The 15,210-nt window shown below is 70.5% G+C and carries 18 protein-coding genes; 10 read left to right on the forward strand and 8 right to left on the reverse strand.

Annotation, left to right across the window (positions count from 1 at the left end; genetic code table 11):
• Positions 1-63 precede the first annotated feature (63 nt).
• Both Val02_RS28405 and Val02_RS28410 read left to right on the forward strand, forming a co-directional pair.
• Complete coding sequence (locus Val02_RS28405; RefSeq protein WP_203902308.1) at positions 64-744, forward strand: SDR family NAD(P)-dependent oxidoreductase; 681 nt, start codon at positions 64-66, stop codon at positions 742-744.
• A gap of 32 nt (positions 745-776) precedes the next feature.
• Positions 777-2,285 carry an aldehyde dehydrogenase family protein gene (locus Val02_RS28410; protein WP_203902309.1) on the forward strand — a complete coding sequence of 503 codons (1,509 nt, stop codon included), beginning with the start codon at positions 777-779 and terminating at the stop codon, positions 2,283-2,285.
• Between the two features lie 4 nt (positions 2,286-2,289).
• Here Val02_RS28410 and Val02_RS48295 read toward each other — a convergent pair whose 3' ends face one another.
• Together Val02_RS48295 and nucS are read right to left on the reverse strand one after the other, a co-directional pair.
• Positions 2,290-4,014 carry a TerD family protein gene (locus Val02_RS48295; RefSeq protein ID WP_203902310.1) on the reverse strand — a complete coding sequence of 575 codons (1,725 nt, stop codon included), beginning with the start codon at positions 4,012-4,014 and terminating at the stop codon, positions 2,290-2,292.
• Between the two features lie 57 nt (positions 4,015-4,071).
• Positions 4,072-4,731, reverse strand: coding sequence for an endonuclease NucS (gene nucS, locus Val02_RS28420; protein ID WP_203902311.1), 660 nt, complete (start codon positions 4,729-4,731; stop codon positions 4,072-4,074).
• A 60-nt stretch (positions 4,732-4,791) separates the two neighbouring features.
• Between nucS and Val02_RS28425 the strand changes: the two genes are divergently transcribed.
• The 4 genes from Val02_RS28425 to Val02_RS28440 all read left to right on the forward strand — a co-directional run bounded on the left by Val02_RS28425 (position 4,792) and on the right by Val02_RS28440 (position 7,190).
• Positions 4,792-5,190 carry a DUF4259 domain-containing protein gene (locus Val02_RS28425; RefSeq protein ID WP_203902312.1) on the forward strand — a complete coding sequence of 133 codons (399 nt, stop codon included), beginning with the start codon at positions 4,792-4,794 and terminating at the stop codon, positions 5,188-5,190.
• 27 nt (positions 5,191-5,217) lie between these two features.
• On the forward strand, positions 5,218-5,826 hold the full coding sequence (locus Val02_RS28430; protein ID WP_203902313.1) for a DUF4126 domain-containing protein: 609 nt from the start codon (positions 5,218-5,220) through the stop codon (positions 5,824-5,826).
• Positions 5,827-5,934: 108 nt separating this feature from the next.
• Entirely contained in the window at positions 5,935-6,792 is an 858-nt protein-coding gene (locus tag Val02_RS28435; RefSeq protein WP_239153400.1) for a polysaccharide deacetylase family protein, read from the forward strand.
• A 107-nt stretch (positions 6,793-6,899) separates the two neighbouring features.
• Positions 6,900-7,190 carry a hypothetical protein gene (locus tag Val02_RS28440; RefSeq protein ID WP_203902314.1) on the forward strand — a complete coding sequence of 97 codons (291 nt, stop codon included), beginning with the start codon at positions 6,900-6,902 and terminating at the stop codon, positions 7,188-7,190.
• Positions 7,191-7,198: 8 nt separating this feature from the next.
• Here the strand turns inward: Val02_RS28440 and Val02_RS28445 are convergent, their stop codons facing one another.
• Positions 7,199-7,732, reverse strand: a complete 534-nt coding sequence (locus Val02_RS28445) for a GNAT family N-acetyltransferase (protein ID WP_203902315.1) — start codon at positions 7,730-7,732, stop codon at positions 7,199-7,201.
• Between the two features lie 10 nt (positions 7,733-7,742).
• Positions 7,743-9,047, reverse strand: coding sequence for a UDP-N-acetylglucosamine 1-carboxyvinyltransferase (murA, locus tag Val02_RS28450; protein WP_203902453.1), 1,305 nt, complete (start codon positions 9,045-9,047; stop codon positions 7,743-7,745).
• Between the two features lie 24 nt (positions 9,048-9,071).
• On the opposite strand from murA, the gene Val02_RS28455 reads away from it, so the two are divergent.
• The 4 genes from Val02_RS28455 (at position 9,072) to Val02_RS28470 (ending at position 11,936) form a co-directional block, all read left to right on the forward strand.
• Positions 9,072-9,653, forward strand: coding sequence for a cob(I)yrinic acid a,c-diamide adenosyltransferase (locus Val02_RS28455; RefSeq protein ID WP_203902316.1), 582 nt, complete (start codon positions 9,072-9,074; stop codon positions 9,651-9,653).
• Positions 9,646-10,041, forward strand: coding sequence for a VOC family protein (locus Val02_RS28460; RefSeq protein WP_203902317.1), 396 nt, complete (start codon positions 9,646-9,648; stop codon positions 10,039-10,041). Before Val02_RS28455 ends, Val02_RS28460 begins: the two co-directional genes overlap by 8 nt.
• Before the next feature lie 40 nt (positions 10,042-10,081).
• The gene (locus Val02_RS28465; protein WP_203902318.1) at positions 10,082-11,026 is read left to right on the forward strand and encodes an ATP-binding cassette domain-containing protein; all 945 of its coding nucleotides are present in this window, start codon (positions 10,082-10,084) and stop codon (positions 11,024-11,026) included.
• Positions 11,027-11,129: 103 nt separating this feature from the next.
• Positions 11,130-11,936, forward strand: coding sequence for an ABC transporter permease (locus Val02_RS28470; RefSeq protein WP_203902319.1), 807 nt, complete (start codon positions 11,130-11,132; stop codon positions 11,934-11,936).
• Between the two features lie 11 nt (positions 11,937-11,947).
• Here the strand turns inward: Val02_RS28470 and Val02_RS28475 are convergent, their stop codons facing one another.
• From Val02_RS28475 to Val02_RS28490, 4 genes are all read right to left on the reverse strand, one after another.
• Complete coding sequence (locus Val02_RS28475; RefSeq protein ID WP_203902320.1) at positions 11,948-12,412, reverse strand: DUF2550 domain-containing protein; 465 nt, start codon at positions 12,410-12,412, stop codon at positions 11,948-11,950.
• Positions 12,413-12,424: 12 nt separating this feature from the next.
• Entirely contained in the window at positions 12,425-12,697 is a 273-nt protein-coding gene (locus Val02_RS28480) for a F0F1 ATP synthase subunit epsilon (RefSeq protein ID WP_203902321.1), read from the reverse strand.
• Positions 12,698-12,867: 170 nt separating this feature from the next.
• Positions 12,868-14,310 (reverse strand): F0F1 ATP synthase subunit beta, encoded by a 1,443-nt coding sequence (gene atpD / locus Val02_RS28485; RefSeq protein ID WP_203902322.1) that lies wholly within the window; start codon positions 14,308-14,310, stop codon positions 12,868-12,870.
• The gene (locus Val02_RS28490; protein ID WP_203902323.1) at positions 14,310-15,206 is read right to left on the reverse strand and encodes a F0F1 ATP synthase subunit gamma; all 897 of its coding nucleotides are present in this window, start codon (positions 15,204-15,206) and stop codon (positions 14,310-14,312) included. Before Val02_RS28490 ends, atpD begins: the two co-directional genes overlap by 1 nt.
• Positions 15,207-15,210 lie beyond the last annotated feature (4 nt).

Consider the following 15,210-nt stretch of genomic DNA (forward strand, 5'->3'; position numbering starts at 1 on the left):
ATCGATCAGCGAATATAGCGGCGCCCCGCGGATGTGTCAGACCGGCTGCCTAGGGTGTGAGGTATGCGCGCGTTCGCGATCACCGGAGTGTCCCGTGGCCTCGGGGCCGCCCTGTTCACGCTGCTCGTCGAGGGTGGGCACCGCGTGCTCGCGATCGGTCGACGGTTCGCCCCGGAGCAGGAGGAGGCGGCGCGGCGCGAGCCCGACCGGATCCGGCTGCACACCGCCGACCTCGCGGACCCGCCCGAGGTGCGGACCGCCTTCGAGGCGCTGTGGGACGGCGCGGAGTCCGCCCACCTGATCCAGAACGCGGCCGTCGTCGAGCCGATCGGCGCGATCGGGACCCTCACGCGGTCCGAGCTGGTCAGAGCCGTGGCCGTCAACCAGACCGCCCCGATGCTGATCACCAACGACTTCCTCGCGGCCCGCCCGGAGGGCCGGCCGGCGACCGTCCTGTTCATCTCCTCCGGCGCCGCCACCCGGCCGATCCAGGGCTGGGGCCTCTACTGCGCGACCAAGGCCGGCGGGGAGATGTTCCACCTGGTGGCCGCCGAGGAGCACCCCGACGTGCGGATCGTCAACGTCAACCCGGGCCGCATGGACACCGGCATGCAGGCCGTGCTGCGCGGCGCGGACTTTCCCGACGCGGCCCACTACATCGAGGCCTATGAGCGTGGGGAGATCCCCGATCCGGCCGACGTTGCCCGGCGGATCCACAGCGAATTTCTCTCACCTCTTCCCTAGACTGGAGGGCCCGGACGAGGAGGCGCACCCCCATGACCGCCACCCGCACGCCCGGCCTCCCCGCCATCGAGGACGGCCACCTGATCTCCACCAACCCCGCGACGGGCGAGGAGGCCGGCCGCTTCCCGTTGACCGCGCCGGCCGACGTCGCCGCCGCCGTCGAGCGCGCCCGCGGGGCCGTCGCGTGGTGGTCCCGCCTCGGTTTCGCCGAGCGGCGCAAGCGGCTCGACCGGTTCCGCGGCAGCGTCGCGCGGCGCATGCCGGAGCTGGTCGACCTGATGCGGCTGGAGTGCGGCAAGCCGCGCGTCGACGCGGTCGTGGAGATCTCCGCCGCGCTCGACCACGTCGCCTGGTCCGCCCGCCACGCGTCGCGGGTGCTGCGGCCCCGCCGCCGGCGCGGCTCGTTGCTGCAGGCCGAGTACTCGGCCGTCGTCGGCTACCTCCCGCTCGGCGTCATCGGCGTCGTCGGCCCGTGGAACTATCCCGTCTACACGCCGCTCGGTTCGATCGCGTACGCGCTCGCCGCCGGCAACGCCGTCGTCTTCAAGCCCAGCGAGTACTCCCCGGCGATCGCGCAGTGGCTGGTCGACCGGATGACCGAGGCCGTTCCCGAGCGGCCCGTGCTCCAGGTGGTGCACGGGCTCGGCGACGTCGGCGCCGCGCTGTGCCGCGCCGGTGTGGACAAGGTGGCGTTCACCGGGTCGACGGCCACGGCCAAGAAGGTCATGGCCGCCTGCGCGGAGACCCTGACGCCCGTGCTCATCGAGGCCGGCGGCAAGGACGCGATGATCGTCGACGCCGATGCCGACCTCGACGCCGCCGCCGACGCCGCGCTCTGGGGCGGGATGTACAACGCCGGCCAGACCTGCGTCGGCATCGAGCGGGTCTACGTGACCGAGTCCGTCGCGGATTCCTTTGTCGAACGGCTGACCGCCCGCGCGAAGCCGCTCCGCGCAGGGTTCGACGACGAGGCGACCATCGGCCCGGTGACGATGCCCTCCCAGGTGGACGTGATCCGCCGGCACATCGCCGAGGGGCTGGCCGCCGGGGGTAAGGCCGTGGTGGGCGGCGCGGATGCCGTCGAGGCGCCGTTCGTGCAGCCCACGATCCTCGTGGACGTGCCGGAGGAGTCGGCGGCGGTGCGCGAGGAGACGTTCGGGCCGGTGCTGATCGTCAACCGGGTGAAGGACGCCGACGAGGGCATCGCCCGCGCCAACGCGCTCACCTACGGGCTGGGCGGCTCCGTGTTCTCCCGACGCCGCGGCCGCGAACTGGCCCTGCGCATGCGCTCCGGCATGACGGCCGTCAACTCGGTGCTGTCGTTCGCCGGTGTGCCGAGTGTGCCGTTCGGCGGCGTGGGCGACTCCGGGTTCGGGCGGGTGCACGGGGAGGACGGGCTGCGGGAGTTCACCCGGGTCAAGTCGATCACCTCGCGGCGGATGCCGTCGCTGCTGCCGGTCGCGACGTTCGACCGCGATCCCGGCAAGACCGCGGGCCGCCTGATCAAGATCATGCAGGCGGTCCACGGCCGCGCGAAGTGATCGTTTACTTGGAGCCTGGGGTCCAGGTCAGGCCCCAGTTGTAGGCCAGGTCGACGGCCTGCTGGCGAAACTTGCCGGGCGGCGTGGGGATGTAACGCGCCTCGCGCCGCACGACGAGTTCGCCGTTGATGTTCTCGATGAGGGCGATGGCGACGCTGCGGGCCTTGATCGTGCACTCGTCGAGGCGCATCTCGATCGGCGGCCCGGCCTGCGGATACAGCGTCGCGACGGCCGAGTCGACCCCCTCGAACGAGTCGGCGCCCTGGTACAGGTCGGCGAAGATCAGGATCCGCTTGAACATGGCGGCGTGATCCAGGTTGATCGTCAGGTTCTCGCCCTCGGCCGAGGCGCCGGTGCGGTCATCGTGATCGAGCAGGATGTACGGCGGCGCGGTCAGCGAGCCCATGTTGTTGCCGATCGCCTGGACGATGTCCTTCCGCCCGTCCTGGAACTCCCACAGCGCGCTCAGGTCGAGGTCCAGATCGGGCAGCCGCACGGTCTTCTTGCCGAACAGCCCCTTGGTCGTCATCGTGCGCATCGTCCAGTTGAGGTTGACGCGCATCGTGCCGGAGGAGCCGCCGCTCTTGGTGAGCGAGACGGACGGGGACTGCTTGGTGAGCGTCACCTTCGACAGCCGCACCGGCCCGCTCCCCGGCGCCTGCGGCGCGCCGGGAGCCTGCGGCGGACCGGAGTAGGGCGCGGCCGCCGGACCCGGCTGCGGCGCGGGCGGTCCACCGGAGTAGGGCGCGGCCGGCGGACCGGGCGGCGCTGAGGGCGGCGCGTAAGGCGCCTGAGGCGACCCGGGCGCCACGGGAGGCGCTGAAGGCGGACCCGGCGGGACGGGCGGGGCGGACGGGGCTGCGAAGGGCGCCGTCGGCGGACCCGACACCGGCCCAGACGCCACCGGCGGCGCCGAGGGTGGACCGTAAGGCGCCTGCGGCGGACCCGACGCCACGGGAGGCGCCGAGGGCGGACCGGGCGGGGCCGTGAAGGGCGCCGCCGGCGGACCCGAGGCGGGCGCGGCCGGCGCCACCGGGGCGGCGAAGGGCGCCTGCGGCGCCGAAGGCTGCGGCACAGGCGTCGGCCGCGCCTGCGGACTCGGCACCGGCGCCACCGAAGGAGCCGGCGGCACGGAAGGCGCCGACGGAGCCGCTGAAGGCCCGGACGAAGCCTGCGGCGACGGCACAGGTGCGGCCTGCGGAGAAGCGGGCTCGTCGTCGACGGAGATCCCGAAGTCCCGTGCCAACCCGGCAAGCCCGCTGTCATACCCCTGCCCGACGGCGCGGAACTTCCACGCCCCCTGCCGCCGGTACAACTCCCCCACGATGAACGCCGTCTCCGTGGTGGCCCCCGCGCTGTCGAACCGCGCGATCTCCGCCCCGCTGGACGCGTCGACGATCCGGATGCGCAGATCCGAGACCTGCCCGAACGTCCCACCGTCGGCCGAGGCCGCCAGCAGGATCCGTTCGACGGCGGGCTCCACCGAGGAGAGCGAGATCAGCAGCGTGTCGGTGACGGTGCCGGGCGCGGTCTGCTTCCCCTCGTGGCGCACCGTGCCGGAGGCGTGCGCGGGCTGGTTGTAGAAGACGAAGTCGCTGTCGTCGCGCACCTTGCCGCCGACCAGGAGGAGCGCGGAGGCGTCGGCGTCGACCGGCCCCGAGCTCCAACTCAGGACGGCCCGGACAGCCTCCGCCGGAACGGCCGTGTTCGCACCCTTTGCCAGCGACATGTGGTTCCCCCAACCGATAGTCCCCGTTCGGGCCACACTATCGGGGGAACACACCCGTCAGAACAGCGTCAGGTCGTCGCTCTTGGCCCCGCGCATGGCGTTGTAGTCGAGCACCACGCACTTGATGCCGCGGTCCTCCGCGAGCACCCGCGCCTGCGGTTTGATCTCCTGCGCCGCGAAGATGCCCCGGACCGGCGCGAGGAGCGGGTCGCGCCCGAGGAGTTCCAGATAACGGGTCAGCTGCTCCACTCCGTCGATCTCACCGCGGCGCTTGACCTCGACGGCGACCGTGGCGTTGTCCGCGTCGCGGCAGAGCAGGTCGACGGGCCCGATCGCGGTCGGGAACTCGCGGCGGACCAGGGTGAACCCGTCGCCGAGCACCGTGGGCTGAGCGGCGAGCAGCTCCTGCAGGTGTGCCTCGACGCCGTCCTTCTGCAGGCCGGGGTCGATCCCCAGCTCGTGCGAACTGTCGTGGAGCACCTCCTCCAGGGTGATCCGCAGCTCCTCGCCGGCCTTGTTGACGACGCGCCACACGCCGGGCGCCTCCTCGACGCGGCACGGCGGGCTCATCCAGTTGAGCGGCTTGTAGGCCCGGTCGTCGGCATGGATCGAGACGGATCCGTCGGCCTTGACCATGAGCAGGCGGGTGGCGGAGGGCAGATGTGCGGTGAGCCGACCGATGTAGTCGACGGAACACCGGGCTATCACTAGACGCACCCGGGCAGCCTAGAGGATCCCTTGCGCGAACCTTCTCCACCGGTGACACAATTCGACTCCGTGGGTGCTTGGGACGCAGGACCGTTCGACAACGACGACGCGGCGGACTTCAGCAGCGAGCTGGACGACGCCGATCCCAACCAGCGCGTGGTGCTGGTTCGCGCCGCGCTCCAGGCGGCGCTCGATCCCGACGAGGGCGATTCCGACGAGGACGAGGCCCAGCCGAAGGCGGTCGCGGCGGCGGCCGTGGTGGCCGCGGCCCGGTTCGGCGCTCCGGTGGACTCCGGTTATGCGCCGAAGTTCCTCGGTGCCGAGGAGGACGGGCTGTCGGTCGCGGACGATCTGGTGGAGCTGGCCGTGGCCGCGCTGGATCGGATCGCCGACAGCGACACCGAGTGGGCGGAGCTGTTCGGCGAAGCGGGCACGCTCGATACGTTGCGGGACGCGTTGACTGCCTGATGTGCGCCGAAGTGCGATGCTGGTGAGATGTTCGAGGTACTCACCGGCACCGGGCTTGCCGCATCGGCCGGGCTCAACGCCTACATCCCGCTGCTGACGGTCGGGCTGCTCGCGAAGTACACCGAGCTGATCTCGTTGCCGCAGAGCTGGCAGTGGCTGGAGAACCCGTTCATCCTGCTGATCCTCGGTGGGCTGCTGGCGATCGAGTTCGTCGCGGACAAGGTGCCGGCGGTGGATCACGTCAACGACGTGCTCCAGACGGTGGTGCGGCCGACGGCGGGCGGGTTGGCGTTCGGGGCGGCGGCGAGTGCGGAGACGACGACGGTCTCCGATCCGGCGCAGTTCTTCTCGTCCAACCAGTGGGTGCCGGTAGTGGTCGGCATAGTCATCTCGCTGTGCGTGCACGCGATGAAGGCGGCGTTCCGGGCCGGGGCCAACGCGGTCACGGTGGGCTTCGCCGCGCCGGTGGTGAGCGTGGTCGAGGACGTCGTCGCGGTGTCGCTGTCGCTGGTCGCGATCATCCTGCCGATCGTCGTCGTGGTCTTCGTGGTGGGGCTGATCCTGGTGTTCTGGTGGGCGATGCGCCGCCGTCGGGCGCGCCGGGAGGCCCGCCTCGCCGCCCGTCCAGGCTATTAAGAGCATTCGGGGGAACTCTGCCAATGGCGATCACATCTCGTGATCGCGGCTTCGCGCACACATTCGGCGGATGCGCACGAGGGGCGTGCACCTGGCACACTGCTGCGGGTGTTCGCCCCTCGCATCGCCGTCTATCTCTCACTTGCCGCGTTGTGCCTGGGCCTGAGCGCCTGCGCCGGCAAGGAGCCCGCACACAGCGCCGCCCAGGGCGCCGCGCCGGCCCCGGGCGCGTCGTCCTCGTCGGCGGCGCCGTCGCCGAGTGCCACACGGCAGCCGGGCACCGCCGCGACGGGCGTCAAGCCGGAGGTCGTCAAGCACGGCCCGCGCACCGGCAACAAGGTGGCGCTGACGTTCGACGCGGACATGACGGACTTCATGCAGAAGCAGCTGGCCGAGGGGAAGATCGCCTCGTACGCCAACCTGAAGATCCTCGATCTGCTGGAGAAGGAGAAGATCCCGACCACGTTCTTCCTGACGGGTCAGTGGGTCGAGCAGTACCCGGACGTGACGCGGCGGATCACCGGCAACCCGATCTTCGAGGTGGCGAACCACTCCTACGAGCACATGGGCTTCGTGCCGAAGTGCTACACGCTGCCGCAGCTGTCGCCGCAGTTGATGACGACCGACGTGTCGCGCACGTTCGACGTGATCAAGCCGTACGGCGGGCGGCAGACGCGCTACTTCCGCTTCCCCGGCGGCTGCTACGACCAGGCGGCGCTGCAGGCCCTGGCGCCGCTCGGCCTGACGGTGATCGAGTGGGACGTGGTGAGCGGGGACCCGTTCGCGACGGCGTACAAGCCGATCGTCAACGCGGTGCTGTCGACCGTGCAGGCCGGCTCGATCGTGGTCCTGCACATCACCGAGGGGAACGCCCAGTACACCGACGAGGCGATGCCGGAGATCCTGGCGGGGCTGAAGCAGAAGGGCCTGCAGCCGGTGACCCTCTCGGAGTTGCTGGGCGGTTAGCGAACGGGCGTAGGTAACGCAGGGCACCCGTTCCGCACCAGAACTGCACGAATCACTCAGCCTTACGACCGACGTTATCGATCATCGTCTCCTGGCACACTTCACGGGTGCCTCTGGAGATCTTCCTCGTCGGCCCGCTGCTCGCACTGGCGGTATTGGCCGTTCTCGCCGTTGCCGCGGACGTCACGACGCTGCGGCCCGAGCGCCGTCGCACCGAGCCCGAGGAGTTCGGGCTGCTGCGGCCGGTGGCCCTGCTCGCCGACGTGCCGTCCGCCCGTTCCGTGCGGGACCGGCTGACCGCGCTGAGCATCCGCGCCACGATCGGGACCGGCAAGGACGGGTTCGTCCGGGTGCTGGTCTTCGCGGACGAGTACGACCGGGCCCGCGACGCGGTCTAAGGCGTGACTTAGGCGTCGAGATCCGCGTACGGCCGCGGATACGCCACCTCTCCTCGGGGGAACGGTGTCTGCAGCGCCAACGCCTGCAGATACGGCGACGGATAGCTCGGGTGCGAGATGCCCACGACCGGCGCCGGCACGAACCCGAAGCGCCCGTAGTACTGCGGGCTGCCGAAGACGATCAGCAGCGGCTCACCGCGTTCCAGCAGCGCGCCGATGACCGCATAGACGGCCTTGGCGCCGTGGCCCCGCTTCTGGTGCGCCGGCAGGGTGGCCAGCATGCCGAGGCCGAGCGTGGGCGTGCCGCCGACGGTCAGGTTGACCACGAGCGCGTGCGCCACGGGCTCGCCGTCGGCCTCGACGATCCACCCCGAGTCGACCGCTCCCGGGTCGGCGCGCAGGCCGTCGAGCAGCCCGCCCTCGACCGGTTCCTCGCCCGGTGGGATCTCCCGCGGGCCCGGCCCGTGTCGGAACGCCGCCACCACGATCCGCCGCACGGTGTCGGCGTCCTCCGGCGTCTCCGGCCGTACCTCGATCGACATCTGCAGAACGCTACATCGTGAACACAGGCTCGTCCGGCGCTTGGATGCGGCGTACGTCCGCGCCGAGGGAGACGAGGTCGGCCGCGAAGTCCGGATAACCGCGGTCGATATGGTGAACGTGCCCCACATCGGTCGTTCCATCAGCGCAAAGACCGGCCACGACGAGCCCGGCGCCGGCGCGGATGTCCGTGGCGGTCACGGGCGCGCCGGAGAGCCGCTCCCGCCCGCGCACGACGGCGTGGTGTCCGTCCGTGCGGATCTCGGCCGCGAGCCGGGTCAGCTCCTGGATGAACATGAACCGCCCGTCGAAGATGTTCTCGGTGATGAGCGAGTTGCCCTCGCTGACCGCGGCGAGCCCCACCGCCATCGGCAGCAGGTCGGTGGGGAACCCGGGGTACGGCAGCGTCACGATGTCCACGGCGGACGGCCGGCGGTCGATCCGCACCCGGAACCCGTCCTCGGACGCCGCCACGCTCGCGCCCGACGTGACGAGCTTGTCCAGCGCGATCTCCAGGTGCGCGGCCGGCACACCGTGCACGTGGACGTCGCCGCGCGTCATCGCCGCCGCGAACGCCCACGTGCCCGCCACGATCCGGTCCCCCACCGTGCGGTGCGCGACGGGGCGCAGCGCGTCCACGCCGTCGACGACGATCTGGGACGTGCCGGCGCCGAAGATGTTGGCGCCCATGGCGGTGAGCATGTCGCAGATGTCGACGATCTCCGGCTCCCGCGCGGCGTTGTCGATCTCCGTGACGCCGTCGGCGAGAACCGCCGCCATCAGCAGGTTCTCCGTGGCGCCCACGCTCGGGAAGTCGAGCCAGATGGTGGCGCCGTGCAGCTTCTCCGCGGTGGCGATGACGAACCCGTGCTCGCTGGTGATCTCCGCGCCCATCCGGCGCAGCCCGGCGACGTGCATGTCGAGCCCGCGCGAGCCGATGGCGTCGCCGCCCGGGTGCGCCACGCGCACGCTGCCGCACCTGGCCAGCAGCGGCCCCAGCACACAGATCGAGGCGCGCAACTGGCGGACCAGGTCGTAGTCGGCCTCGTGCCGCGGCACCTCGGGCACGTCGATCTCGACGGTGGCGCGGGAGATGTCGTCCTCGGAGGTCAGCGTCACCTCGCAGCCGAGTCGCCGGACGACCTCCGCCATGATCGCGATATCGGTGATCTTCGGAACATTGGTCAGCACCGTGCGGCCCGGTGCCAGCAGCGCCGCCGCCATCAGCTTGAGCGCCGAGTTCTTCGCCCCGACCACGGTCACGTCGCCGGAGAGCCGGGCGCCGCCGGCCACGCGCAGGAGATCCACGAGAGTTATCTTCGCAGGATCTAGGGTGAACGCATGTCAGGTGTCCACCTCACCCGCATCTACACGAAGACCGGCGACGACGGCACGACCGGCCTGGGCGACTTCTCGCGGGTGCCGAAGACGCATCCCCGCATCGGCGCCTACGCCGACGTCGACGAGTGCAACGCGGCGATCGGGGTGGCGCTGGCGCTCGGCTCCCTGGCCCCACGCGTGGCGGCCGTGCTGACGGTGGTGCAGAACGACCTGTTCGACGTGGGTGCGGACCTGTGCAAGCCGCTCTCCCCGGAGCCGTCGGAGTACCCCGAATTGCGCGTCGCCGAGGAGTACGTGACGCGGCTCGAGGGCTGGTGCGACGAGTTCAACGAGGGACTGTCCAAACTGGACAGTTTCATCCTGCCCGGCGGCACGCCCGGGGCGGCTCTCCTGCACGTGGCGCGCACGGTGTGCCGGCGGGCCGAGCGTTCCGGGTGGGCGCTCGCCGAGGTCGACCCCGAGGGCACCAACCCGCTCGCGCTGAAGTACCTCAACCGGCTGTCGGACCTGCTGTTCATCCTCTGCCGGGTGGCCAATCCCGAGGGCGACGTGAAGTGGGTGCCCGGGGCCTCCCGTGCCTGACGGGTTGCACCACGTCGAGCTCTGGGTCCCTTCTCTGGAACGCGCGCTGCGCAGCTGGGGCTGGCTGCTGCCGGCCCTGCGCTGGCAGCAGTACCAGGACTGGCCGGCCGGGCGTTCGTGGCGGCTCGGCGGGACGTACCTCGTGGTGGAGCAGTCGCCCGCGCTGACCGCCGACGCGCACGAACGCCGCCGCCCCGGCCTGAACCACCTCGCTCTGCACGCCGGCACCCGCGGCGACGTGGACCGTCTCGTGACGGCCGCGCCCGCTCACGACTGGACGCTCCTCTTCCCCGAACGCCACCCGTACGCCGGCGGCCCCGACCACTACGCCGCCTACCTGGAGAACGGCGACTCCTTCGAGGTCGAGTTGGTCGCGGGAGACGGATAACCGGTCGTTTGTGTCACAGGGGGCCGCTACGGTGGCGCCCATGACGGACGCGATCGTCGCGCAAGGCCTGACCAAGACCTACGGCGCGGTGAAAGCCCTCGACGGCATCGACCTGCGCGTGCCCGAAGGCACCGTGCTCGGACTCCTCGGCCCCAACGGCGCCGGCAAGACGACCTGCGTGCGCATCCTCACGACGTTGCTGCGACCCGACAGCGGATCGGTCACGGTCGCCGGCATCGACGTGCTCGCCCATCCGCAGCGGGTCCGCCGCAGCATCGGCCTCTCGGGGCAGAACGCCGCCGTCGACGAGCACCTCACCGGCTACGAAAACCTCGAGATGATGGGGCGGCTCTACCAGCTCGGCCGCAAGACCGCCCGCACCCGCGCCCACGAGCTGCTGGAGCGCTTCGAGCTGACCGACGCCGCCGACCGGCCCGCCAAGACCTACTCCGGCGGCATGCGGCGCCGGCTCGACCTCGCCGGCGCGCTGGTCACCTCGCCGCCGGTGATCTTCCTGGACGAGCCGACCACGGGTCTCGACCCGCGCAGCCGCCTCGGCATGTGGGACGTCATCGCCGAGCGGGTCCGCTCCGGCTCCACGCTCCTGCTCACCACGCAGTACCTGGAGGAGGCCGACCGGCTGGCCGACGACATCCTGGTCGTCGACCACGGCCGGGCCATCGCGCACGGCACACCCGACCAGCTCAAGCGCCAGGTCGGCGGCGAGCGGCTGGAGCTGACGGTCAGCGAGGCCGACCAGGTCCCGGTCGCCGAGGGCGCGCTCAAGGAGATCAGCGGCGAGCCGCCGACGGTCGACCGCGCGGCGCGCACGCTCTCGATCCCGGTGGCCAACAGCACCCGCACGCTCATCGAGGTGGTGCGCCGGCTCGACGCGGCCGGCATCGAGCCCGCCGAGATCGGTATCCACCGCGCCACGCTGGACGACGTGTTCCTGGCGCTGACCGGCCAGGAGGTCCCCAAATGAGCGTGCGGTCGGCGGCGCGGCGTCGCCTGGAGGAAGCGGAGCTTGCGGAGCGGAAGGAAGGCGACGCCTCAGGGCGCCGCCGATTGCTGAGCGGGGAGCAGATATGACCGCTGTTGTCGGGGCGTTCGTGGACGGGTGGGTCGTCACCAAGCGCAATCTGATCAAGATCAAGCGGATCCCGGACCTGCTGATCTTCTCCACCGTGCAGCCCATCATGTTCGTGCTGCTCTTCGCGTACGTCTTCGGCGGTGCGATCAACACCCCGGGGGTCAACTACCGCGAGTACCTGATGGCCGGCATCTTCACGCAGACCGTCATGTTCGGCTCGGGGATCACCGCCATCGGGCTCGCGGACGATCTGCAGAAGGGCATCATCGACCGGTTCCGTTCGCTGCCGATGTCACGGGCCGCCGTGCTCATCGGGCGCACCACGTCGGACCTGCTCAACAACGTGCTCGTTCTGGTGATCATGGTGCTGTGCGGGCTGCTCGTGGGCTGGCGCATCCACACCGGGGTGCTCGGGGCGGTGGCCGGGTTCGCGCTCATGCTGCTGTTCGGCTACGCGATCAGTTGGGTGGCGGCGGTGATCGGGCTGGCCGCCAAGACCGTCGAGGTGGCGCAGTCGGCGGGGCTCATCTGGATGTTCCCGGTGACGTTCCTGTCCAACGCGTTCATCACCACCAACACGCTCCCCGATTGGCTGCAGCCGGTCGCCGACTGGAACCCGCTGAGCGCGGTCGTCCTGGCGCTGCGCGACCTGTGGGGCAACGCGCCCGAGGGGCTGGGGCGCGGCGACGGGTTCCCGGCGGAGCACCCGCTGGCGCTGGCGCTGATCTGGATCACCGGGATCCTGCTGGTCTTCGTTCCCTGGTCGATCGCCAAGTACCGCAAGACCGCCACCGCTTCGTAGCGAGCGGTCGCCTAATGGGGCGGCTCGGTGGCGAGACGGCGCGAGGCCGCCCCGGGTGGGGCGGCCTCGATCCAGGACAGGAAGCCGGTCAGCGTGGCCTCGGCCATCGCCAGCTCTACGGTAATTCGCCGCTCGGAGCCGTTTTCACTGGTGCAGCGCACGATCACCCAGTCGCCCGGCAGGGAGAACCGCTCCGTCCCGTCGGGCCGGCGTCGGCCCTGCACGCTCACCGTGTGCCGGCGGAAGACCCGCCGGGGCCGGGGCCAGAGGCTGAACACGCGATACCAGCGCAGCTCGTCCCCGGCGAAGCGGGCCAGCCCGTGGGCCCAACCGCGGCCGGCCACCATGGTGGTCAGCCGCATGCTCATGTCGGTCGTACCGCCGGCCCGCGCGATGGCGGCACGCCGGAAATACCACGCCAACAGGGCCGCGAGCGGCACAAGAACACCGATGCCGATCCATTCGAGAATCTCCATCGGTGCCCGCCGCTACCGTTTGTCGTCGGAGAACTCGCAGGACTCCGCGAGGATGGTCACACCCGCCGAAGAGACCGAGAGGAACCCGCCGGTGACCTCGTAGACGGCCTCGCGGCCGTCGCTCTTGATGCGCACCTCGCTCGGCTCGGCGAGCTGGCCCAGGAGCGGCGCGTGGCCGGGCAGCACACCCAGCTCGCCCTCGGTCGTCCGGGCGATCACCATGTCGGCGGTGCCGGACCAGACCTTCTCCTCGACCGCTACCAGGTCGACCTGTAGCTGCGCCACGTTACTTCTCCTTACCAGCGGTGGTCCGAGTCTAGCCAAGCGATCTGTGTGAACGGCCGAGAGGGTAGGTCGTTGACACAGACCTGAGCGAACGGAAACGGTACGAAACGGCGACGGGGCCCGGCCGACCACAACCGGTCCGCAGAGCCCCGCCACGTGCGCTGACCTCGTCAGTCGCGCATCAGCTCGTGGGCCTTCTTCTCCAGGTCCTCGATGCCACCGCACATGAAGAACGCCTGCTCCGGGAAGTGGTCGAACTCACCCTCGGAGAGACGCTTGAACGCCTCGACGGTCTCCTTGATCGGCACGAAGGAGCCCTCGATGCCGGTGAACTGGGTGGCCGCGTAGGTGTTCTGCGACAGGAAGCGCTCCACCCGGCGGGCCCGGTTGACCGTGATCTTGTCCTCTTCGGACAGCTCGTCCATACCGAGGATGGCGATGATGTCCTGCAGGTCCTTGTACTTCTGCAGGATCCGCTTGACCTCCTGGGCGACCAGGTAGTGCTCGTTGCCCACGTACTCCGGCGAAAGGATCCGGGAGGTCGAGGCCAGCGGGTCCACGGCCGGGTAGATGCCCTTGTCCGAGATGGACCGCTCGAGGTTGGTGGTCGCGTCCAGGTGGGCGAACGTCGTCGCCGGCGCCGGGTCGGTGTAGTCGTCGGCGGGCACGTAGATCGCCTGCATCGAGGTGATCGCCTTACCGCGGACGGAGGTGATCCGCTCCTGCAGTTCGCCCATCTCGTCGGCGAGCGTCGGCTGGTAACCCACGGCGCTGGGCATGCGGCCGAGCAGCGTGGACACCTCCGAACCCGCCTGGGTGAACCGGAAGATGTTGTCGATGAAGAGCAGCACCTCCTGGTTCTGCACGTCCCGGAAGTACTCCGCCATGGTCAGCGCGGCCAGGGCGACCCGCAGCCGGGTGCCCGGCGGCTCGTCCATCTGACCGAAGACCAGCGCGGTCTTGTCGATGACCTCGGACTCGGTCATCTCCAGGATCAGGTCGTTGCCCTCACGGGTGCGCTCACCGACACCGGCGAACACCGACGTACCACCGAAGTTGTTGGCGACCCGGATGATCATCTCCTGGATGAGCACCGTCTTGCCCACGCCGGCGCCGCCGAACAGGCCGATCTTCCCGCCCTTGACGTACGGGGCGAGCAGGTCGAGCACCTTGATGCCGGTCTCCAGCATCTCGGTCTTCGGCTCCAGGTCCGCGAAGGCGGGGGCCTTGCGGTGGATGCCCCAGCGCTCGGTGACCTCGAGCTTCTCGCCCGGCTCCAGGTTGAGGCACTCGCCGATGGCGTTGAAGACCTTGCCCTTGGTCACGTCGCCGACGGGCACGCTGATCGGCTCGCCGGTGTCGCGCACCTCGGTACCGCGGACCATGCCGTCGGTCGGTGCCATCGAGATCGCCCGGACCATGTTGTCACCCAGGTGCTGGGCGACCTCCAGGGTCAGCGTCTTGGTGCCCGAGGCCAGCGTCACGTCGACCTTGAGCGCGTTGAAGATCTGAGGCATGGCGTCGCGCGGGAACTCGGCGTCGACGACCGGGCCGATGACCCGGACGACCCGGCCCGTGCCTGCCTTGGTGCCAGGCTCTAGTACAGCAGTCATCACACATCACTTCCCGCCGCGGCAAGCGCGTTCGCGCCGCCGACAATCTCGCTGATCTCCTGGGTGATCGCGGCCTGTCGAGCCGAGTTCATCTGGCGCGTGAGCGTCTTGATGAGGTCGTCGGCGTTGTCGGTCGCGCTCTTCATGGCCCGCCGCCGCGAGGCCGACTCGCTCGCCGCCGAGTCCAGCAGCGCGGAGTACAGCCGGGCGTTGATGTACTTGGGGAGCAGCGCGGCCAGCAGCTCCTCCGGCTCCGGTTCGAACTCGTAGGCCGGCAGCGGCTCCTTGGAGGTGCGCTTCTCGACCTCCATCGGCGCCAGCAGGCGGGCCCGCGGAGCCTGGGTCAGCAGCGACTTGAACTCCGTGTCGACCAGGTACAGCTCGTCGATCCCGCCCTCGTCCGAGCCGGCGTTGAACGCCGCCAGGATGGCCTCCCCGACGGTGCGGGCGTCATCGATGCCCGGCCGCTCGGAGAACCCGGTCCAGCTGTCGACGATCTCGCGACCGCGGAACTTGAAGTAGCCCACCGCCTTGCGGCCGATGGCATAGAGAGCGACCTGCTTGCCCTCGCGCTCCAGCCGCTGCCGCAGCTGCTCCGCGGTGCGGATCGCGTTGGCGTTGTAGGCGCCCGCCAGGCCCCGGTCGCTGGTGACGAGCAGGATGCCGGAACGGCGCACCTGCTCACGCGGCTTGAGCAGCGGGTGGTCGATGTTGGCGTTGGACGCGAGCGCGGTCAGCACGTTGGTGATCGCCTCGGCGTAGGGGCGGGAGGCGGCGACCCGCTCCTGCGCCTTCGCGATCCTGCTGGTCGCCACGAGTTCCTGTGCCTTGGTGATCTTCTTTGTCGACTTCACCGACCGGACCCGGCGGCGAAGCTGAAGAAGTTGGGCGGGCACGGTG

It is taken from the genome of Virgisporangium aliadipatigenens (assembly GCF_016863615.1).
Lineage (GTDB): Bacteria > Actinomycetota > Actinomycetes > Mycobacteriales > Micromonosporaceae > Virgisporangium > Virgisporangium aliadipatigenens.